The 21,063-nt window shown below is 50.4% G+C and carries 19 protein-coding genes; 7 read left to right on the top strand and 12 right to left on the bottom strand.

The genetic code is table 11. The annotated features are described in order from the left end of the window. Positions 1-30: 30 nt before the first annotated feature. Together ACTF5M_RS02360 and ACTF5M_RS02355 are read right to left on the bottom strand one after the other, a co-directional pair. The gene (locus ACTF5M_RS02360) at positions 31-1,323 is read right to left on the bottom strand and encodes an ABC transporter substrate-binding protein (RefSeq protein WP_438959497.1); all 1,293 of its coding nucleotides are present in this window, start codon (positions 1,321-1,323) and stop codon (positions 31-33) included. A 114-nt stretch (positions 1,324-1,437) separates the two neighbouring features. Beyond that, complete coding sequence (locus ACTF5M_RS02355) at positions 1,438-2,469, bottom strand: LacI family DNA-binding transcriptional regulator (protein WP_438959496.1); 1,032 nt, start codon at positions 2,467-2,469, stop codon at positions 1,438-1,440. Between the two features lie 269 nt (positions 2,470-2,738). Between ACTF5M_RS02355 and ACTF5M_RS02350 the strand changes: the two genes are divergently transcribed. Next, entirely contained in the window at positions 2,739-4,382 is a 1,644-nt protein-coding gene (locus tag ACTF5M_RS02350) for a sulfatase-like hydrolase/transferase (RefSeq protein ID WP_438959495.1), read from the top strand. Here the strand turns inward: ACTF5M_RS02350 and ACTF5M_RS02345 are convergent. From ACTF5M_RS02345 to ACTF5M_RS02320, 6 genes are all read right to left on the bottom strand, one after another. Beyond that, on the bottom strand, positions 4,379-6,814 hold the full coding sequence (locus ACTF5M_RS02345) for a GcvT family protein (RefSeq protein WP_438959494.1): 2,436 nt from the start codon (positions 6,812-6,814) through the stop codon (positions 4,379-4,381). The genes ACTF5M_RS02350 and ACTF5M_RS02345 overlap by 4 nt on opposite strands. Positions 6,815-7,181: 367 nt before the next feature. Then, complete coding sequence (locus tag ACTF5M_RS02340; protein ID WP_438959493.1) at positions 7,182-8,243, bottom strand: YeeE/YedE family protein; 1,062 nt, start codon at positions 8,241-8,243, stop codon at positions 7,182-7,184. 65 nt (positions 8,244-8,308) lie between these two features. Further along, positions 8,309-9,232 carry a sulfurtransferase gene (locus ACTF5M_RS02335; protein WP_438959492.1) on the bottom strand — a complete coding sequence of 308 codons (924 nt, stop codon included), beginning with the start codon at positions 9,230-9,232 and terminating at the stop codon, positions 8,309-8,311. Positions 9,233-9,457: 225 nt separating this feature from the next. After that, on the bottom strand, positions 9,458-10,390 hold the full coding sequence (locus tag ACTF5M_RS02330; protein ID WP_438959491.1) for a pirin family protein: 933 nt from the start codon (positions 10,388-10,390) through the stop codon (positions 9,458-9,460). 110 nt (positions 10,391-10,500) lie between these two features. Continuing rightward, positions 10,501-11,511: a cytochrome d ubiquinol oxidase subunit II gene (locus ACTF5M_RS02325; RefSeq protein ID WP_438959490.1), complete on the bottom strand. Its 1,011-nt coding sequence runs from the start codon at positions 11,509-11,511 to the stop codon at positions 10,501-10,503. Between the two features lie 2 nt (positions 11,512-11,513). After that, positions 11,514-12,905 carry a cytochrome ubiquinol oxidase subunit I gene (locus ACTF5M_RS02320; protein WP_438959530.1) on the bottom strand — a complete coding sequence of 464 codons (1,392 nt, stop codon included), beginning with the start codon at positions 12,903-12,905 and terminating at the stop codon, positions 11,514-11,516. A 201-nt stretch (positions 12,906-13,106) separates the two neighbouring features. Between ACTF5M_RS02320 and yghX the strand changes: the two genes are divergently transcribed. Continuing rightward, positions 13,107-14,021, top strand: coding sequence for a YghX family hydrolase (yghX, locus tag ACTF5M_RS02315; RefSeq protein WP_438959489.1), 915 nt, complete (start codon positions 13,107-13,109; stop codon positions 14,019-14,021). A 13-nt stretch (positions 14,022-14,034) separates the two neighbouring features. Beyond that, a complete protein-coding gene (locus ACTF5M_RS02310; protein WP_438959488.1) occupies positions 14,035-14,793 on the top strand; it encodes an MBL fold metallo-hydrolase in 759 nt (252 codons plus the stop codon). A 286-nt stretch (positions 14,794-15,079) separates the two neighbouring features. On the opposite strand, the gene ACTF5M_RS02305 is transcribed toward ACTF5M_RS02310, so the two are convergent. The 3 genes from ACTF5M_RS02305 to ACTF5M_RS02295 are packed head-to-tail and all read right to left on the bottom strand — an operon-like array spanning position 15,080 to position 16,923. Next, positions 15,080-16,129 (bottom strand): YeeE/YedE family protein, encoded by a 1,050-nt coding sequence (locus ACTF5M_RS02305; protein ID WP_438959487.1) that lies wholly within the window; start codon positions 16,127-16,129, stop codon positions 15,080-15,082. A gap of 42 nt (positions 16,130-16,171) precedes the next feature. Further along, the gene (locus ACTF5M_RS02300; RefSeq protein ID WP_438959486.1) at positions 16,172-16,555 is read right to left on the bottom strand and encodes an ArsR/SmtB family transcription factor; all 384 of its coding nucleotides are present in this window, start codon (positions 16,553-16,555) and stop codon (positions 16,172-16,174) included. Between the two features lie 5 nt (positions 16,556-16,560). Beyond that, entirely contained in the window at positions 16,561-16,923 is a 363-nt protein-coding gene (locus ACTF5M_RS02295; RefSeq protein ID WP_438959485.1) for a hypothetical protein, read from the bottom strand. A gap of 50 nt (positions 16,924-16,973) precedes the next feature. On the opposite strand from ACTF5M_RS02295, the gene ACTF5M_RS02290 reads away from it, so the two are divergent. Next, positions 16,974-17,747, top strand: coding sequence for a cytochrome c biogenesis CcdA family protein (locus tag ACTF5M_RS02290; protein ID WP_438959484.1), 774 nt, complete (start codon positions 16,974-16,976; stop codon positions 17,745-17,747). Positions 17,748-18,001: 254 nt separating this feature from the next. On the opposite strand, the gene ACTF5M_RS02285 is transcribed toward ACTF5M_RS02290, so the two are convergent. Then, positions 18,002-18,196, bottom strand: a complete 195-nt coding sequence (locus ACTF5M_RS02285) for a hypothetical protein (RefSeq protein WP_438959483.1) — start codon at positions 18,194-18,196, stop codon at positions 18,002-18,004. A gap of 84 nt (positions 18,197-18,280) precedes the next feature. Between ACTF5M_RS02285 and soxY the strand changes: the two genes are divergently transcribed. From soxY to soxB, 3 genes are all read left to right on the top strand, one after another. Beyond that, the gene (soxY, locus tag ACTF5M_RS02280) at positions 18,281-18,718 is read left to right on the top strand and encodes a thiosulfate oxidation carrier protein SoxY (protein ID WP_438959482.1); all 438 of its coding nucleotides are present in this window, start codon (positions 18,281-18,283) and stop codon (positions 18,716-18,718) included. Between the two features lie 62 nt (positions 18,719-18,780). Then, positions 18,781-19,110 carry a thiosulfate oxidation carrier complex protein SoxZ gene (gene soxZ, locus ACTF5M_RS02275; protein WP_438959481.1) on the top strand — a complete coding sequence of 110 codons (330 nt, stop codon included), beginning with the start codon at positions 18,781-18,783 and terminating at the stop codon, positions 19,108-19,110. Between the two features lie 231 nt (positions 19,111-19,341). Beyond that, the gene (gene soxB, locus ACTF5M_RS02270) at positions 19,342-21,039 is read left to right on the top strand and encodes a thiosulfohydrolase SoxB (RefSeq protein ID WP_438959480.1); all 1,698 of its coding nucleotides are present in this window, start codon (positions 19,342-19,344) and stop codon (positions 21,037-21,039) included. Positions 21,040-21,063: the final 24 nt, after the last annotated feature.

Here is a 21,063-nt window from a genome sequence, read left to right as displayed (position 1 = left end):
GCCGGGCCTTCCGAAAACCTAAAGCAGAACTTAGTAGCCCGCTTCAGTCATGATTGATTCAGCTGCGGCTTGACCTGCTGCCAATGCATCTTCGACAGACTTTGCACCAGACAATGCTGCTGCAATCTCTTGAGAAACTGCGGAACCAACCTCTGGGAACTCAGGGATCGCTACAAATTGTACGCCAACATATGGCTTCAAATCTGTTGCTTCAGGAGCTGCTGAGTCGATTGCAGCCATTTCAGCTGCTGCGAACTTCGCAACGGCTTGGAATTCAGGGATCGCATACGTAGAGGCACGCTGTCCTGTTGGCACTGATCCCCAACCAAAGTCTGGGTGGTTACCTACAGCTTGAACGTACTCTTTAGATGTTGCCCACTCAATGAACTTCTGAGACTCGTCTGCATTTGGGGAACCAGCAGGGATCGCCATTGCCCATGCCCATAGCCAATTTGCACCTACTGGGTTACCAGCATTTGGAGACTGAGCATACGCAACGTTTTCGTTTTCAAGGAAGGAAGCGGCAATTGTTGCGTCAATCCAGAGGCCACATTTGTCTTCGTTATAAAGAGCAAGGATCTCGTTAAAAGAGTTGCCTTCAGAACCTGGAGGGCCGTAGTTGTTTAGCAGGTTCACATACATTGTAACCGCTGCATTCCATTCTGGTGTATTCAGCGTAGGATTGTAATCTTTGTCAAACCAGGCTGCTCCAAAAGAGTTTGCGACGGTTGTTACGAATGCCATGCCATCTCCCCAGCCTGGCTTCCCGCGCAAACAGGCACCATAGACGCCGTTGTCTGGATCGTGCATTGCTGCAGCCGCAGCTGTAATGTTTTCCCAGCTATCATTGTCAGCAATTGTCACGCCAGCTGCGTCTGTCAGGTCTTTGCGGTACATAACCATTGAACTTTCACCATAAAATGGTGCTGCATAAAGCGTGCCTTCGTGTGATAAGCCGGCGCGCATAGCCGGCAGGATGTCGTCAACGTCGTAGTCTGCGCCAAACTCTAGGGGTTCGATCCAGCCAGCTGCACCCCAAATCGGTGCTTCCTGCATGCCGATATTGATGATGTCGTATTGGCCACCACCGGTTGCTGTGTCGGACGTTACTTGCTCACGCAGAACACCTTCCTCCAGAGAAACCCAGTTCAGCTTAACGCCTGTTTCTTCTGTGTAAGCTTCTGCAACTTTCTGCATGTTGATCATGTGACCGTTGTTTACGATCGCAATCGTCAATTCTTTTGAGTGACCGTCTGCAATCGCGCCGCCGGCTGCAAAAAGTGACATCGCTGTAGCTGCGTATAATGCTTTCTTGATAGACATCCAAATTTCCTCCTCTTTGGGTCATGAGAATTATACTAGGTGATACGGCAACGCGAAGTCAATTATAAATTAGCGCGCGTAAATTTTATTTAAAGCGGGCGTTCAATCAAGGACTTAGGCGGACTCGCGCATAATAAGACGGCCGTCAAAAGTTGTCTCTGAGCGATCTTTTGTCCGATCTTCGGCCTTCAACGTGCTGAACAACTCACGCACCGCACGATTCGCGATTGCCTCATAGTCTTGAGCAATCGTAGTGAGCGGCGGGCAGGTGAATTTAGAGAACGGGTGATCGTCGTGTCCTGCAATGCGCAAGTCACACTCCGGACCATGCCCTACACGTAAACCTAGGTCATAGGCCGCCGACAACATCCCAATAGCAAGGCGATCATTACTGCAAAGAATAGTGTTGGTCTCAAAAGACTTAGCGGCCAGAAGGCGTCCACCTTCAACCTTGCCAATTTCCTCAAAGTTCCAGCCCTCACCGTCAGCTTGATAGATACGCGGCACATGGCCGTGACGTTCCATACTTTCGAGATAGGCCTGGCGGCGCTTGTTGGCATTGGGGTTTGTTGGTGACTTCATTTCAAAGAAGCAAGGCGCTTCGCCACTGCGACTAAGGTATTCCACCATTAAATCAACGCTTTGGGCATTGTCTGTTCCAACAAATGCGTGGCCGATACTGCTCATATTTGCGTCAAATAGTACGAGTGGGAAATCGGCGTCAAAGGTCTGTACGGCCTCAACATCCGACATGCGTCCGAACGGCGCAAGCAAGACACCAGCCGGTTTGAGCGCGCGTAAGGATGTGAGATTGTCCCGCTCCATCTCAGGGCTGCCGTGTGAGCTGAGCAAGATGGGGCTGTAGCCAGCATCAATACAGGCCAATTCGACGCGCCGCCCAATCTCCGAAAAGAAGGGGTCGGCGAGGTTTGGAACAACCACGCCAATGTTCTTGGTCGTGCGCCTATTTTGGTTCATCGCAAAAACGTTAGGCTGATAATCGTACCGCTTCAGGGCAGCTTCAATCTTTGTTCGGGTCGACGTGCGTACGCTTTCAGGGTTGTTGAAATATTTTGAGACAGTTGGGCGAGAAATTCCGCTTATGTTTGCGAATTCTTCCATATTGCGAATTTTTGGTTGTCCCATTTTATCACCTGATATTTTGATTTTTAGCGCGCGCTAATAATAGTAAGCTAAGGGGCAAATCTATACCTAGTCAAGGGAAGATGTCTTTTGCTTTTTCGCATTCTGGCTTTCGATCTTAAACTTTGATGAATTGGATCACGTAGTGCGGATCAGGTGCAAACCGCATAATTCCGTCGGTCCAGAAATGTACTATCAGTGGTGAATAGCCTGTCTTGGCGTGCTAAGCCTTGGTGGAAATCAAAGTCTACAAGACAGGGCAGCACCAAGAAATGAACATCCTTTTCATCATGTATGACCAACTACGGTTCGATTACTTGAGTTGCGCTGGCCACCCGTACCTGTCCACGCCAAATTTTGACCGAGTTGCGCAAATGGGAGTGCGGTTTACGAACGCATATGTTCAATCACCTATTTGCGGTGCCAGCCGGATGAGCTTTTACACAGGCCGCTATACGTCATCCCACGGGGCACAATGGAACGGTTTTCCGCTGCGTGTGGGTGAAATGACGATGGGGGATCATTTGCGCAAAGCAGGGATGGATTGCTACTTGATCGGCAAAACCCATATGCGCGTAGATTCAGAAGGCATGGCGCGTTTGGGCCTTGCGGCCGATAGCGTGATTGGTGCCCGCCAAGCGGAATGTGGTTTTGACGTTGTTATTCGTGATGATGGGCTTTGGGCACAAGGTCCTGATGGATTTTACGACGAGCAACGCTCGCCCTATAATGAGTACCTTAAGACCAAAGGATATGAGGCGGATAATCCGTGGGCCGCTCATGCGAATGCTGGTCTGCAAGACGGTGAGCAAGCCTCGGGTTGGATGTTTGATAATGCGGATAGGCCGGCAAACATTCGCGAAGAAGACAGTGAGACCGCGTGGCTGACCTCTGAGGCTATCAAATTTGTCGATACGGCTGAGGGGCCCTGGTGCGCTCATGTCAGTTATATCAAGCCCCATTGGCCCTATATTGTGCCCGCACCCTACCATAATATATTCGAGCCCGAGCACGTTCTGCCACCTAACCGTGATCCGGTTGAGCGTGAAAACGCACACCCCGTTTATGACGCATATATGGGCAATAAAATTGCAGCGGCTTTCCAACATGATGATGTGCGTGCCAAAGTGGTGCCGGCTTACATGGGCTTGATCAAGCAGTGTGATGATCACTTGGGTCGTCTTCTGGATCACCTTGAAGTGACAGGCAAGTTGGATGATACGATGATCGTTCTCACGTCAGATCATGGCGATTTTCTTGGGGATCATTGGCTTGGTGAGAAGGATCTTTTTCACGAGCCATCCGTTAAAGTGCCGATGATTATTTTTGATCCTCGGAGCAGTGCAGATGCAACGCGCGGCACGACGTGCGATGCGCTCGTCGAGGCTATTGATCTTGTTCCTACGTTTGTAGATGTGGCCGGTGGCACAATCGCTGCTCACATCCTTGAAGGCCAAAGCCTTGTACCGTTTCTGCATGGTCAGCCTACAAAAACCCGAGATTACGCAATCAGCGAATATGATTTTTCAACGACACCACAGGCAGTCAAGTTGGGCCTTGAACCCCGGGATGCGAGGCTATTCATGGTGTTTGATGGCCGTTTCAAAATGATGCATGCGGAAGGGGGCTTCCGTCCAATGTTGTTCGATTTGAAGATTGACCCAAACGAGGTGCACGACCTTGCAAAAGGGTCAACACATCAGGCTGAAATCGACCGGCTTTACGGTTATTTGGCAAAGTGGGGCCGACGCATGTCACAAAGGGTTACGCGGTCAGATGACGATATCGCTGCGATGCGCGGTAAGTCACTGCGCAAGGGAATTTTGCCGTTCTTGAAGGACGGCACCGAAGTAGACCCGGAAATGATAACAGCCTACCGCGGTCCCGTCGCGCAAAATTTCACACCCGAAACTTAGCTGCGAATGCGGCTATAATAGGGATCGTACGGTCCGCTTTCGATGACTTCGGCTGCGAATGCTTCGCCAATAATATCGACCGTCATTGTTGTGCCTACTTGAGAAAATTCAGGCTCTATAAATGCGTAGGCAAGGTTTTTATCTACGCGGTGGCCCCAGTCCCCGGAAGTTACGGTCCCGATAATCCGCCCATCCAGACGTACAGATGCGCCTCCGTGGGCGGGTGCGTGCTTTGCGTCAATTATGAGCGTCACCAGTTTATGCTGTTGGCCAGCGACCATACGTTTTTCAAGTGCATCTTTACCAATAAAGTCGCCTTTGTTGAGCCTGACAAAACGCTCTAGTCCAGTTTCAAAGGGATCAAATTCCGTCAGAATATCGGACTTCCAGTGCAAAAAGCCTTTCTCCATTCGCATGGATTCCACAGCCCGTGATCCAAATAGTGTCATGCCATGCGCCTCGCCAGCCTTACGCAGAGCAACGTAAGCCGCATGTAAACTTTCATTCGGAACATGGATCTCATAGGCCAGCTCTCCTGAAAAACTGACGCCAAGCACAGTCGCGGGCGCAATTCCGATGTGAGTTTCACGCACGGACAGCCATGGAAATGCCTCACGCGACCAGTCCCCGCGAGCAGCCATAGACAAAACATCGCGCGCGTTTGGTCCGGCAATCACAAGGATCGTTTGTGCGTTTGTAAGTGAGCGAATTTCGACGTCTTCGTCTGCTTTGATATGCGCTTTTAGCCAATCCATATCGTGGTATTCAGAGGCCGCAGCCGACCCGTACCAAACACGTTTTGGGCCACGATCAGACGCAGGGATATTCGCAATTGTTGCTTCGGCTTTGAGCAGGCCGTGATTGTTTAGAAGATAGCCTAGGCCCACACGGCCCTCGCGCTTGCTGACAGTGCCGCACATCATACGATCAAGAAAGCTGTGGACATCCGCGCCCGTCAGTTCAAAGCGGTTGAACCCCGAAACCTCTGTCATCCCAACGTTCGTTGAGATTGCAGCGACTTCTTTAGCCACAACGCCGTGGACTTCGTTAAACTTGAACCCAAGAATTTCTTTGAAATCTGGTGTCGGTTTGATGTAATCAACCCGCTCCCAACCGTTGATGGTGCCCATTTCCGCCCCTTCAGAGACAAGGACCTGTGTGAGTGGTGTTGTTTTCATGGGGCGTCCGGCGGGACGGTGTTCATGTGGGAAATGGAAGCGGAATTCGTTTTGATAGTCCTCGATCGCTTTGAGTGCCGTTAACTCGACAGTCGCATGACCGGTAAAGCGCCGCGGATCGATAACCCACGTGTCATATTGCGCTTCACCGTGAACGATCTGCTGCGCCAAGAGCCAGCCATGGCCGCCCCCTTCACCCAGACCTGCGCGCAGACCAATGATGCAGAATGCGTTTCGTTTTCTGGGGATCGGGCCAACAAGAGGCGCGCCATCAATGGTGTAGGTAATGGGGCCGTTTACCACTTCGCGAATGCCTGTTTCCATCAACACTGGCATCCGCTCAAACGCACCTTCAAGGACATCAGTGACGCGATCTAAATCATCTGGGCACAGCGCATTCGTAAATTTAGGATCAATGCCGTCCATCCCCCAAGTCCGGCAATCCTGTTCATAAAATCCAAGCAGCAACCCACCCTTTTCTTGGCGTGAGTAATAGTCGCTGATCGGGCAACGCAGCAGTGGCATCCGGTGACCTGCCTCAGCAATCGCAGGGATGTCTTCGGTTAGAAAATACTGGTGTTCCATTGATGCAACTGGGTGCTGGACGCCCATCATCGCGCCAATCTCATTGCACCTGTAGCCGCCTGCGTTCACGATAATTTCGCACTTTACGTCACCCTTCTCAGTGTGGACGGTCCATGTGCTGTCCGCATGTTGAGTGAGCCCTGTGACTGGCGTGTGGCGGTTAACTTCAGCGCCGGCAAGACGCGCACGACGAGCCAGTGCTTGGCACAACTGTGCGGGATCAATATGGCCGTCAGTTGGATCCCATAGACCTCCGAGCAGATTATCTGTCGAAATAAGTGGGTGCCGCCGCGCGCATTCATCAGCATCAAGTACCTCAAATTCAACATCCATGCCCGCTGCCATTGATGTGAACTGCCGGTATCCATCCATTTGCGCTTCTGTATTGGCAAGGCGGATGCCCCCGTCGCCATAATTATAGCCGACGGGGTATTCGGGGTCGTCGCGCAGCTCTTTGTATAGATTGATCGAGTGTGTCTTCAGGCCGACCATCGTTTGGGTCGTACCAAAGTTGGTGACCTGGGCGGCTGAGTGCCAAGTGGTGCCAGATGTCAACTCGTCACGCTCAATCAGCATAACGTCGGTCCAGCCTTCTTGCGTAAGGTGGTAGAGCGCTGAACATCCAGCGATACCGCCACCAATAACCACTACGCGCGCCTGATCTCTCATCGGTTTGTCATCCGTTTTTGAAGTGCTGTTAACTTCATGAATGCATAACGATGAAACCGGTCAAGCGATAAGCCCGAGTTTCAAGAATATCGAATGCTACTTTTATAATTTCTGGTGGCGGCGACGGGGAAAGGGAGTTTGCCTAGCTCACTGTGAACTCTGCTCACTGCCTCAAAAATGCAAAGTCTTCATTTGTTCGTCGTAACTGGTAAATCTCCGCAAAACCCGCCTACTGCTACCTCACCTGATCCAAGGCTTATGGCACTCGGCGCAACGTATGGGTTCGGCGGTATCATGATTAGGTCAAAGACCAGAAAGCTGGCGACAAGTGTTATCGCGAGTGACGCAGTGAGATATCTTGTCAAAGTCATACCTCTAGCCCTAATCGTGGGCGCAAATAAATTCCTAAGTATGATCCCATAAAGGCAAAAGCAAACCAGACCCACCCGTGAAGGCTGCCCGTGGATATGCCAGAAAAGAACGCCCCAACGTTACACCCAAATGCCAATCTAGCAGCGTACCCCATTAGAAACCCTGCGACTGCTGCGTAGACCCACGCTGACATTGGCACCTTTGGGAGTGGTTGTGACAAGCCCTTTCGCCAAAAAGCCACCAAGAACGCGCCTGCGATCAAACCGATATTTGTGAGTGACGTATAATCTGTCAGTACGCTCGCCTGGATGCGTTCTAGCGATCCTGCTGCGGTCCAAAAAACTGATCCGGATAGGTCCACACCAGAAAAATATGCACCCTTAGCGACCCAAAGCCCCAGACCATAAACTACGCCCCACGGTTGTCCCGATACGACCAAGTTAAGAAGCGCTAATACAGCAACTAGCACTGCTGCTAGTATCAATCTCTTGGGAAGTCGGCGTAGCTGTGGCTCTGCCTTCCACCACAAAAACGCAGCAACGCATGACAAAACGAGCAAAGTCGTGAAGGTACCTTCCCAACCAGTTAGATTTTGTGCTGGAAGCGCGCCAAGACCCGTCCACCAAGATAGGTGAAATGCCCCTGCAAAACTGCCAACGGCAAAGAAGGGCAAGGCTATCAGAGAAACAAGATTGCCTGATCCAGCGTTTACCAAAGTGCCAGACCCACATCCCAACACAATTTGCATTGCGACACCAAAAACAAAGGCGCCCAAAACCATAGCGTATCCAATGGGTGCGGCTGCGGCGTTAACTTCACCAGAGTTACTATTGATGAGTGGTATCGCAAATAACGCTACAATTCCGATTGCAAGGAGCTGAGCCCAGATACCCGAAGGGTCACGTCGTAAAATCATCGCCCGCCATGGCCCTGCAAAGCCAAAGCGCAGTCCTTCTAAAGTGGCTCCAAATCCAAGGCCGATCGCAATCATTAAACCATATCGAAGACCGGCAATTGCAGACACAGACAAGCATATGAATACAGCAAAGAATAACATTGCCGCAGACGTGAAAAATTTGCGGGGGTTGCCCCCCGCAATTGGTTGCGCAAGATCAGACAAAGCTAGAACCCAATTTGACGAAGCAGGTTCTTAAAGACGCCTGGTGTGTTTTCCATCGGCAAGTCCGCGTTGGAATACTCAACCATCGATCCAGCGTAGAGCTTTGCGTTTTCAACATCCGCAAGCTCGGACAGAGCGAACCAATGTGTCGCGGCCCAGTGCCCAGTGTTGCAAAACGAGATTACCTCTTCGTCACCCTTAATGCCGAGTGATGCTTTCAAAGCGGAGATATCTGTCGGGGTTGAGATGGCTGCGGCACCATTTTCGAAAAATGTTGTGTAGGACTGATTAATAGCACCGGGCAACGTTCCTGGACGCTTCGCAGCACCGTGTGCTTTGTCGCCGGCAAAGAACTCGGGCAGCCGTGCATCAACCAACAGCCCTGAATTCTCACCTTTCACCACCGAAGACACGTGCTGAGTATCCGCCAACCAAGTGGTATCAAACTCAAGGTTCAGCTGGCTTGGTACTGCGGTTTCAAGCGTGTTGTTTAGGGGCAGGTTTGCATTTCTCCATGCAATCCGACCACCGTTCAGGATGCTCAGGTCAGTGAAGCCTGTTGATTTAAGTGTCCAATAGACACGCGCTGCTGCACCAAAATCTGTATCAGTGTTACCTTCTGAAATAATGACAATTGGTTCATCTTGTTCGAGGCCTAGCTTCTCAAGGTGCTCTTCCAAAACCGCCAAATCCATAAGGCCACCGGGATTGTCTTTGGTGCCACGGAACAATTTGTACGGTGCCCAAAGTGCGCCGTCCACGTGGGAGTCCGCATAGCCGTCGTTGCGGATATCAAGAAGAACAGGTTGTTTCGCATCTAGAGCGTTGGCAAGATCATTAGCTTCGACAAGCGGTCCAAATGTTGCCGCGAGCGGCGCTGTAGCAATGCCAACGATTGCGACGAGTGTGGTAAGAATAAGTCTCATGACGCGGTCCCTAAATTTGTTTCAAAGCGGCATTAAGGGAAAATTTAATTTTGGTAAATGGGGCCAAAGAGCCCTCATGAAGGACAATATTCTGCATAATTACACACGGTGGAAAATTGTTTCGCTAAAGTGAGTTGCCTAGATTATTTTAACCTTTACGCCTAACCAATTGAGACAAATGATCTTACTTAGCCGATTTTTGCTTTTTCCACTTAAATTGGCAAACTAGGGCAGGGGGATGAATTCATCATTATCGTCAGGTGGCAATTGGAACCGACCATGCGCCCAATCACCGGTCGCCCAAGCAACCTTGGCGGCTTCAATCTTGTCACGCGAAGACGCTACAAAGTTCCACCAAATATGACGGGGACCATTGAGGGTTTCACCGCCCAAGGCCATTAGACGCGCGCCTGAAGAACTGGCCTTTACGGTAATCTTGTCACCTGGGCGGAACACCATCATTTGACCAGCTTCAAAAGTATCCCCAGCCACTTCAATGGACCCTGAGGTTACATAAAGCCCACGGTCCTCATGATCATCGGGCAGGGGAAGCATCGCACCGCGTTCAAGCAGCACGTCTCCATAAAACATCTCAGAGAATGTTTTGGTGGGTGCGCGTTCACCCCAAGCATACCCCAAGATCAAGCGGACCTGTTTACCTTCGCCTTCCAAAAACGGCAGCTCGGCTTCTTTATGGTGTTCGAAGCCCGCATTTGTTTCTTCATGCTCTTCAGGCAATGCAACCCAAGTCTGAATGCCAAACAATTTGCCACCACTTGCTCTTGTTTGTGCGCTGGTTCGCTCGGAATGCGTTACTCCGTTACCCGCGATCATCCAATTTACCTCACCGGGGTAAATCATTTGATTTGTGCCAAGGCTGTCACGGTGCTGGAATTCGCCTTGATATAAATAGGTCACTGTTGCGAGACCAATATGCGGGTGCGGCCGCACATCAATGCCTTGATCGGTCAAAAATTCTGCGGGGCCCATCTGATCAAAAAATACAAACGGGCCGACCATCTTGCGTTCAACCGAAGGCAACGCACGACGAACTTCAAAATCACCAATATCACGAGCACGCGGAACGATTAATGTCTCAATAGAGTCCATCGACCCTGCATCAGGACAATGTGGTTCAATGCTTGGGTTCCAACTCATGGTTTGCTCCTATCTAAGCGTCGTTTGACCAAAGGCTATGTGCTAGATGGTTCAATGAGAAGGCAAAGCGCCGAACAGCTTATGTTCATTGTTGCGAAGGCTTACACGCATCAGTCGTATCGAAGCGCCGTCGCTTTACCGCGGAAAATGTAATATGACAGGACCGTATACGCCAAGATCGCAGGCACAACGAAAAGCGTTCCAATCAAAATAATGAAAAGGCTTTCCGGTGCTGATGCGGCCTCGTAAATCGTGATTTTTTCTGGTACTACATAGGGGTAGAATGAGTACGCCATCCCAGCAAAAGCTAACGTAAACAACCCAATTGCTGCGGCAAACGGCGTCCATGCCCATCTGTCATTAGTGAGGGGCATCCGCCCTAATTGCCACCACAAGAACACAACTAGCGCTGCAGACAAGATTGGCATTGGCGAAAGATAAAGCGCTTCTGGCCAACTAAACCACTTATCGAAAATACGGGTGCTGACAAAAGGAGTGGCCAATGAAATCGACCCTATCCCAAGGATGAGGCCCCAAATGCCCCCCTTTGCCCACCGGATCGCATGTCGTTGTAATTGCCCATCCGTTTTTGAGATAAGCCATGCCGCACCAATAAAGCTGTAGCCAACAGTTAAGAAAACTGCCGTGAGAAGCGCGAAAATCACATTGGGCAGGGTCCAAGTCAGGCCCATGATATACATGCCTAGCATGAAACCTTGGCTGAGTGAGGCCATAAGCGAGCCCGCAAAAAAAGCGCCGTTCCACATTGGTTTTTGGGTACTGGGTGCCTTGGCGCGCATTTCAAATGAAATGCCCCGCAAGATGAGCCCGATAAGCATCACAAAAACTGGTAGATAAAGTGCCGTCAAAATAGTTCCGTGGGCCGTGGGGAAGGCCACCAGCAAAAGACCGACCGCAAGTACTAGCCACGTTTCATTGGCATCCCAAAAAGGGCCGATGGACGCCACGAGTTGGTCTTTTTCATCGTCATTGGAGAGCGGCATCAGCAACCCAACCCCAAGGTCAAATCCATCCAACACCACGTAGATCAGAATGGATAGACCCATCAGGGCCGCAAAAGTCCATGGCAGCCAGACCGCGGGATCACCGAAATAATCCATCATTATTCTCCTGGTTGCAGGTTGGATGCTACCGCTTCGCCACGACGCGGGTAAGTACGCGATGAGAATGGCTCGCCACGGGTCGCCTTGCGCGCGAGATACGTGATGACACCAATATAAGCCACGACTAGCACCGCATAGACCACAAGGTACCCAATCAGTGTACTTAGAACCATTGCGCTTGGTACGTCGCTTACGGCGTCTTTGGTGGTGAGCACGCCTTGGACAAGCCATGGCTGCCGTCCGATTTCAGTAGTGTACCAACCGGCTAATGTCGCGATCCAGCCGCTAAAGCTCATGGCACAGAATGCATAGAGAGCCGTCTTTGGCATCGCCTCGGCGCCGTATTTGCGCAGCATCACAACACCACCCCATGACAGTAACAGCATCGCCATGCCTGTGCCCACCATGATACGGAAGCTGAAAAACACAGGCGCCACGCGTGGGTGCAACACCTCACCGTCCTCAGTGACAAAGTCATTCAGACCTGGCACGACACCGTCCGCTTTGTGGGTCAAGATGAGTGAGGCACCGTTAGGAACAGCAATCTCAAAGCGGTTTTCACGCGCCTCCTGGTCGGGCAGAGCAAAAAGCACCAACGGCACATTCGGGCCCATCTCCCAGTTGCCTTCCATCGCAGCTACTTTTGCTGGCTGATATTCGAGAGTATTTAGTCCGTGAAAATCACCAGCCAGGATTTGTAGGGGGATAAGTCCAGCACCAGCGATGACACCAACGCGAAGCGCAGTCTTTACGTCCTCGCCGTGGTCGCCCCACAACATCCGCAGGGCCGAAATACCCGCCACCAAAAAGGCAACCGTCAGTCCAGACGCCAGCATCATGTGAATAAAGCGATAAGGCATTGACGGGTTGAAGATGATCTCAAGCCAGTTGGTTGCGTGCACAACGCCGTCGATCACCTCATAGCCTTGGGGGGTGTGCATCCATGAATTCAAAACGATGATCCAGAACGTCGACATTGTTGTCCCGAAGGCGACTAAAAACGTGGCCAAGGTGTGCACCCAAGGTTTCACCCGTGAGGCCCCAAACAGCATAATTCCAAGAAATACCGCCTCAAGGAAAAAGGCAGTCATGATTTCATAGGCCAGTAGAGGGCCCGCCACATTGCCAACGGTTTCCATGAAGCCTGGCCAGTTTGTGCCGAATTGGAACGACATCGTGATACCGGACACGACACCCATGGCGAAAGATAATGCAAATACCTTCACCCAGAACATATAGCCGTCCATCCACTTTTGCTCTGCGGTCGCGGTGAAGCGCACCTTAAAGAACAACAATACCCATCCTAATGCGATGGTGATTGTTGGAAACAGAATGTGAAACGAGATATTCGCACCAAACTGAATACGAGAAAGAAGAAGTGTGTCCACCAGAAGCTCCAGAACGAAAATACGGTAATTTCTGGTGCTAAAGTATGCTGCACTGCCCTACAGGGGAAGATCATGCGACAATAGGCGCACATGTTTGACAGCACCGCGAACCCGCAAAAATTCACACAGACATGTGATCTGCTGCGGTAGTCATCGCCCAATAGCGAGATACTTCTGCTTAATTGGTACCTTGGAGTAAATGAGATGACTGTTCAAACAAGCGCGCGCCGCTTGACGGCTGATGATTTCGATCAAGACCTTTTGGATCTCTATGACTATTATGCCCACGGCAAAATCTCGAAACGTGAGTTTTTGGATCGTGCGGGCAAATGGGCTGTTGGCGGCATTACTGCTGCCGCGATTTTAGGAACGCTATCCCCAAATTATGCGCTGGCCGAGCAGGTTGCCTCAGACGATCCGTATATCGTGGGTGAAGACATCACTTACGCAAGCCCCGATGGAACCGGCGACATCAATGCGTATCTTGTGTGTCCTGCTAATAATAACCCAGAGCGTCCACCGGCGGCTATTTTGGTTGTTCATGAAAACCGCGGTTTGAACCCGTATATTCGTGACGTGGTCCGTCGTCTTGCCAAGGCAGGTTTTATCGCAATGGGCCCAGACGGACTGTCATCCCTTGGGGGGTATCCAGGTACGGATGATGAAGGCCGAACAATGCAGCGGACCTTGGATCAGGGCGCGCTTTTGAATGACTTTTTTGCGGGCTTTGAATATTTGCAGAACCTTGAAGGTACTAACGGCAAAGTCGGCGCGACTGGTTTTTGTTACGGAGGCGGCGTCGTGACACGGCTTGCAGCTGCGTATCCCGAAATGGCAGCGGGTGTGCCTTTTTATGGCTCATTCCCAGATGCAGAACAGGTTGCACGGATCAATGCGCCGCTCATGGTTCAACTTGCAGCATTGGATCAGCGCATCAACGCGATGTGGCCCGCTTTCCAAGTTGCGATGGAAGAGAACGACAACCCTTACGAAGCTCATATTTATCCCGGCGTGAACCACGGATTTCACAATGATACGACACCACGCTATGATGAGGCTGCTGCCAAGCTTGCCGAGCAACGTATGGTAGCGTGGTTCCGCACGTATCTCGCTGGTTAAGGGACACACCGTCATGCCGTTGTTCAATATGCTTTCTAAGCTTGGCCTAGCATTCGTTGTGTTCATGCTCACGACACTTGCGGGCACAGCAGAACAACGAGCCATTGAACACGGCACAAGCGTCTCACACATCTATCAAGCGCAGCAGACTTCTGTGCTTGATAGGCTTCTACAGATTGTCACGACATCGGGTGCAAACGTCACAATTGTTTGGGCCAACACCACCATTTTGATCGACCCTACTGGTTCCCAAATTCAATACGCTGCCTATGGCTCACCGGATGTTGTGGTGCTGACACGGGCACACCCGGACCACCTCAGTGTGCGAACCATGATCGGGATGCTACGCCGCAATATAGTCGTACTTGCGCCGCAAGCCGTAATCAATGAACTACCGTTAATGATTTCAAACAATGTCATCACGTCGTCCGAATTTGGAGCTAGTCAGCCAGTTGATGGGCTGGAGTTCACCGCAACCGCTGGCGTGTCTAAAAGTAGTGACCAAACAGACATCAGGGTGATAATTGAAAACGATAACGCCCGCATTTACATGTCCGGATATACTGAGGCGACCAGTCAGATGGCGGGGCTACGCAACATAAACGCTGCTGTTATCTCACAGGCCGAAGTCACAGATTTACGCGAGATGGCCAGAGCGACTGCTGAAATGAGCCCCTACCTACTCGACATCAATGCATACGGAAACGATGAGAAAAAATTACGTGATTTCCGGACAGAGATGAAAAAGTTGAATAGAGCTATCAAGGTTTAAGCCAGCGAAAGCTTCTGATGAATGGATCCCTCCATGGGTAATGGTTTTCAAATAACGGTCATACTTGAGTATTAAATACACAGCTTAAGCGTGTATGGCGCTCATATTGGTCACTAATACTGCTTGTCAAATGGTGCCCGGGGGGGCGAACCACAGATACAATATTGATTATGAAAGTTTCATAAATTAACCACCCACAATCAATAATTTGCGCGGCGATAGTTTTGTTGTGCGTGTTAGGCGCTAGCCGCAGGTTTGAAGTAGTTGTGAAGAAAAATGGAAGCGCCTAGAGAGCGACTTTAAAGCCTGTGATTAGTTGCCTCAGACCAAATGCCGCGCCACAAAAGATTGCGATAAGTGTAACCGGTGCACTGTATGCTAAGACTGAAAACGCAGCGATACCCTGACCCACGCTACACCCTACCGCCAATATTGCGCCGACACCCATTAGCGCGGCTCCAAAAATCTGTCGTTTCAGCTCTCGCGGATCTTCGCACGCCTCCCAGCGGAATTGCTTTTTGAACATTGAACCAAATGCGGCTCCAATAATGACGCCCATGACGGAACCTACGCTAAACGAAACAGTATTTCCGGATGCTGTCATGCTATAGAAGATTGTATCTCCAACGGGTGCCGCAAAAGTATGTGTGCGGATAGGTTCGCCGTCAAAGCCGACTGTCGCCACCCAATGTGTGCCCACCCAGCCGGATGTGATGGCAAGGCCCACGAGCACTCCCCATAACGCGTAGCTTTGAAAAGGTTTGCCTCGTGCAGTTCGAAGCGATGCTAGAACAATAACCGTCCCTGCTACGATACCAACCACCCAAGGTTCTACGCCAAAACCATTCAACAACTGGGCCAACCCTTGGCTTGTGTCTGAGCTTTGTACCACGGGAAACAACATTACTCGCAAATGGGCGAGAGGACCTGACATGACGAAATATGCGGAAAGCCCCATAACCAGCACAATGACAAATGCCCGTAGGTCACCACCACCTAGTCGTGCGAGCGCTCCATAGCCGCAGTTGCCCGTCAGGGCCATGCCGTATCCAAAAAGCAGCCCACCTATGACTGTGCTGAGCGGGTTCCAGGCGCGTGATAGATATGCGACGTAGCTGCCTTCGACAAAAGCGGCACCTAACAACACCTGTGTTCCGATAATTGCTACTCCAACAGAGACACCCCACATTCCCATACGCCTGGGGTCAGCTCCATAGAGATAATCCTCAATTGCACCTAAAGTGCAAAAGCGGCCCAGCCTTGCGGCTAACCCAAGGGCTATTCCGCCCAGTAGGCCTATCAAAGCTATTGTGTTTGCTTCTCCAAGAACTTCCATAGACATCTAATCCTCCCGACCAAACTTGGGCGAGAAGTTTGGCTAGCTGTTTTTGCAAAACAGATCATATACTACTTCTATGATTTGCCGAGGGCGGTCATCTGTCAAGCTATAGTAAATAGCCTTGCCATCTCTACGAGGCTTTACCAGGCCTTCAAAGCGGAGCCGAGTTAGCTGTTGTGAAACGCTTGCCTGCCGAGCAGATAAAAGCTCTTCAAGCTCTGTTACAGACCTTTCGCCCAATGCCAGATGACACAAAATCATCAATCTACCTTCGTGACTGATCGCCTTTAGGAAGCTTGATGCCTGTTCGGCGTTAGCAACCATTTTCTCCATGTCCTCGGGGCACATATTTATGTCAAACACAGGCAGTTTACTCTTTGCTTCATCAGTGCGGATGTTGGATGTGACAGTTTGACTATCCATAGGGATCAACTCGCTTGTTCAAAAGGTATATCAGCATCTTTGAGCATCATCGAAAGCATTGCCCAAAAGAAGTCTTCACCGGGATAGCCTTCGATACGGCCAACTTCCTTACCGTCATTAACAAGAATAAAAGTGGGTGTAAAACGGACAGACTTCTCAAGTTCTACGTCTCGCGCTCCCGTTTTGATATCAAAGCGTTCAAGGCGAGCAGTTTTTCCTTCAGAAGTTTTTGGATAAATTTCTGCTATCTCAGCATCCCATCGATCACACCAATAACATCCGTCCCTCTCAGCCATAAGTAACAATGTCTCTGCAAATGCGGTGCAGGGAATACAAAGTAACGTCGCTGTAAAAATCGCTCTGAACATGCTGGAGCGCCCTTTCGTTGACGTCTCTCATGCCTCCAATATATGCCTTTATGCAAATTGCTCAAGTGAGTGACGGAGTTAAAATGTTCGAGGTGACTACAGTTGGCGCCCTTACAGCGGGCCTTTTGTCTTTTTTGTCCCCCTGCGTTTTGCCGATAGTGCCATTTTATGTGAGTTATTTTGCCGGCTCACGTCTTAACGAAGCTCAAGCCAGCGAGAACACGATTATCTCTGGACGGGCGCGGGCAGTAACTTCTTCTATCTTTTTCGGTCTTGGTATCATTACAGTATTTGTCGCTTTGGGGGCGAGTGCCAGCACTCTGGGTGTGCTGGTGCAAGATTGGTTTGATGTAATTCGATTGGTGGCTTCGTGCCTATTAATTGTAATGGGTCTGCATTTTTTGGGTACCGTTCAAATCGCTGCGTTCCACCGCCAGGTCAGAATTGAAACCCGTTTGATTGATCCTTCAAGATTTGTAGGCGCTTATGTTGTGGGGTTGGCATTTGCTTTTGGTTGGACCCCATGTGTGGGGCCAGTCCTTGCCGCAATTTTATTTACGGCTGCCGCGCAAGATACTGCTGCAGAGGGAGCATGGTTATTATTTGTTTACGGAGCGGGCATGACCATGCCATTTGTTCTCGTATCGCTATTTGTGGATCAGTTCACATCATGGATCTTGCGGTTTAGGGCATATCTTGGGGTAGTCGAAAAGGTCACTGGTTTATGCCTGATTACATTCGGAATTCTTGTGGGGACCGATCAGATTGGGGCTATTGCGCAAATGATGCTCGATTATGTGCCCTGGTTTAGCACGCTCGGCTAGTGAGCGTAGGGTGAATGCGTGTAACAAAAACGTCGGAGTTTTGGCTGCCTGGCTTATTACATGTAAGATGGTTTGCGGCCCTGTAAGCCAACCTACGCGATTGCTGAATGACTTTGGACTGGGGCTTTTGAAGCTCATTTTACCCGATTTATATCCTTACAGCTGACTGCTGCGCTGCGGCATTGTGGCTAAGTGTTGTATAGTCCAGTAGTCTGTTTGGCCTTTCCAGATTGGCATTATGCGCAAAATATTACTTATTTTTCTGCACCTGCTAACAAATATAACAATTCTTTTAATTGAATTTGTTGTTGCGTGAATGTGTTGGTGTCCATTAGCATACCATAAATCGGCAACTGAATCGGCTTGGGAGGGGCGACTAATAATGCTGCAATATGCGTCATCGACTGTTTGTATCTCCACTGGCCATAGAAGGCATCCGGTTGTAACACCCGCCCAACGCCTCTTTGATCAAGCGCGCTGTTGCGAATTCACCGTCTCTCACTTTTTAACTACAGGAAGGGAAACCTACCGACATGACTACCCATACTAGACAGTTTAACAGGCGCTCGATCCTTTCTTTGGGTGGTTGCGCATTGGCGATGACCGCTGTTGTAGGTACGCCGGCCCTTGCAAGCCTGACAGATGATGCAATTGCAGCTCTTACAGGCGGCGCAGGTGCTGTCGAAGGTGGCATTTCCATAACGGCCCCTGAAATTGCTGAGAATGGCAACACTGTTCCCGTAGAAATAGATGCTCCGGGTGCTGTTGCGATCACTTTGTTCGCTGATGGGAACCCAACTCCAAGCGTTGCCACCTTCAAGTTTGGTGCGCTGAGTGCGTCGCGCACAGCGTCTACACGAATCCGACTATCCACAACGCAGAACGTCGTGGCTGTTGCAGAGATGGAAGACGGTTCATTCCAGATGGCTAAGGCAAATGTCAAAGTGACCATCGGTGGTTGTGGCGGCTAATTAGCTGCACTTCAAATATTCATACTGTCAGCGGTGCTGACAATATACCTAGGAGATACAATATGGCATCTGGTGTGAAACCACGGGTGAAAGTACCCAAAACAGCTGAAGCTGGTGAGGCAATTACAATCAAGACACTGATCAGCCACAAAATGGAAAGCGGTCAGCGTAAGGATGATGACGGTAACCTTATTCCGAGGTCGATTATCAACCGCTTTACGGCCGAATTTAACGGCGAAAATGTGATTGATGTCGCACTTGAGCCGGCCATTTCTACGAACCCGTATTTTCAGTTTGAAGCGATTGTCCCAGAAAGTGGTGAGTTCACTTTCAAATGGTACGACGACGATGGCGATATCTATGAGGCGAAAAAGAAGGTCAGCGTTTCTTAGTGAGATTTGCGCCAGAGGGTGCCTGAATTAATTTTCAGCACTTAGTTACGGTTTAAGGCCGCGACACCTTTGGTTCTCACATTTGTTTTTAAGACCAGCCGGTAAAACCAGACGGTCTTCCGAAACCGCTTTAGCCAATTGCTCCAATTGATCCGCAACCAACCCTGAATATGGAAATGTGCACGAAATGACATTCCAATATTCATATAGCTTATAGAAAGAATTCATCGAATGATTTCACGTCGAGATTTTTTGCAAGTTGGTATGGCGGCCTCAGCCATCGTTGGTGGCTCTGGCTTTGGGAACTGGGCACGTTTGGCTGCCCAACAGCGGCTCAGTCAGGATCAGCTACTCGAGTTTGATACCTACGGGAACGTTTCACTCATCCACATCACAGATATTCATGGACAACTGAAACCAATCTATTTTCGCGAGCCTTCGGTGAATATCGGGGTTGGGGCCAATGCCGGTGCGGTTCCGCACGTCACAGGTGCTGATTTCCGTAGAATGTACGGCATCGAGGACGGCAGTCCCAGCCACTATGCCCTGAGTTCAGGCGATTTTTCGTCTCTGGCACAAGGGTACGGACGTGTTGGCGGCTTGGACCGTGTGGCGACGGTTGTGAAAGCTATTCGTGCTGATCGTCCCGATGCTATCTTGTTGGACGGTGGCGATACTTGGCACGGCTCCTACACAACGCACATGACACAGGCGCAAGACATGGTGAATGTCATGAACGCGCTAGAGCCTGACGCGATGACGTTCCACTGGGAATTTACTTTGGGCACTGAGCGCGTGACCGAGCTTGTCGAAAGTCTTCCTTTTGCGGCGCTCGGGCAGAACATCTTTGATTCTGAATGGGACGAGCCATCTAATCTGTTTCCACCCTATAAAATTTTTGAGCGTGGTGGAACGAAGATTGCTGTAATCGGTCAAGCATTCCCATACATGCCAATTGCCAATCCAGGCTGGATGTTCCCAGAGTTCTCGTTTGGTATTCGCGATGAAAACATGGCGAAGATGGTTGAGAAGGTACGCGCCGAAGGTGCGGAATGCGTTGTTGTTCTAAGCCACAACGGTTTTGATGTGGACAAGAAGATGGCCAGCGTAGTTCCTGGCATCGACGTTATTCTATCTGGTCACACACATGATGCGCTACCTGAACCTGTAGTCGTTGGTGGTACGATCGTATTGCCATCAGGCTCTAATGGTAAGTTTGTGAGCCGTGTCGATCTTGATATTCGAGATGGCCGGATGATGGGGTACCGCACCAAACTGATACCAATTTTTTCTGATGTAATTGCCCCAGATGCTGAAGTGGCTGCGATCATTGATGCCGAGCGCGCTCCCTATTTGCCTGAGCTGACTGAAGTTTTAGGACGTACTGATAGCCTTTTGTATCGTCGTGGGAACTTCAATGGAACTTGGGATGATTTGATTTGTGACGCATTGCTCAGCGAACGTGATGCGCAGATTGCGCTAAGTCCGGGCGTGCGGTGGGGGCCATCGCTTGTGCCTGGTCAGGATATCACGCGCGAAGATTTGTTTGGCGTCACTTCGATGTCTTACGGTCAGGCGTATCGTAGTGAAATGACAGGTGAATTTCTAAAAGTGATTTTGGAAGACGTCGCCGACAACATCTTTAATCCGGACCCTTATTATCAACAGGGTGGCGATATGGTGCGTACCGGTGGCCTCGGTTACCGGATTGACGTTAGCAAGCCCCAGGGTGAGCGCATTTCCGAAATGACATTACTCGCTACCGGCGAGCGTATTGATCCGTCTCATTCTTACGTTGTTGCCGGTTGGGCTAGCGTGAACGAGGGAACCGAAGGACCCCAAATCTGGGATGTGGTCGAGAACCATATCCGCAAGCTCGGTACTGTAACAGTGTCAGAAAACAACAGCGTCGACGTCGTTGGCCTTTGAATAGAAAATTGGAGAACTCAATAA

It is taken from the genome of Nereida sp. (assembly GCF_965655635.1).
Taxonomy (GTDB): Bacteria; Pseudomonadota; Alphaproteobacteria; order Rhodobacterales; family Rhodobacteraceae; genus Nereida.
This window is presented reverse-complemented; position numbering and strand designations above follow the sequence as displayed.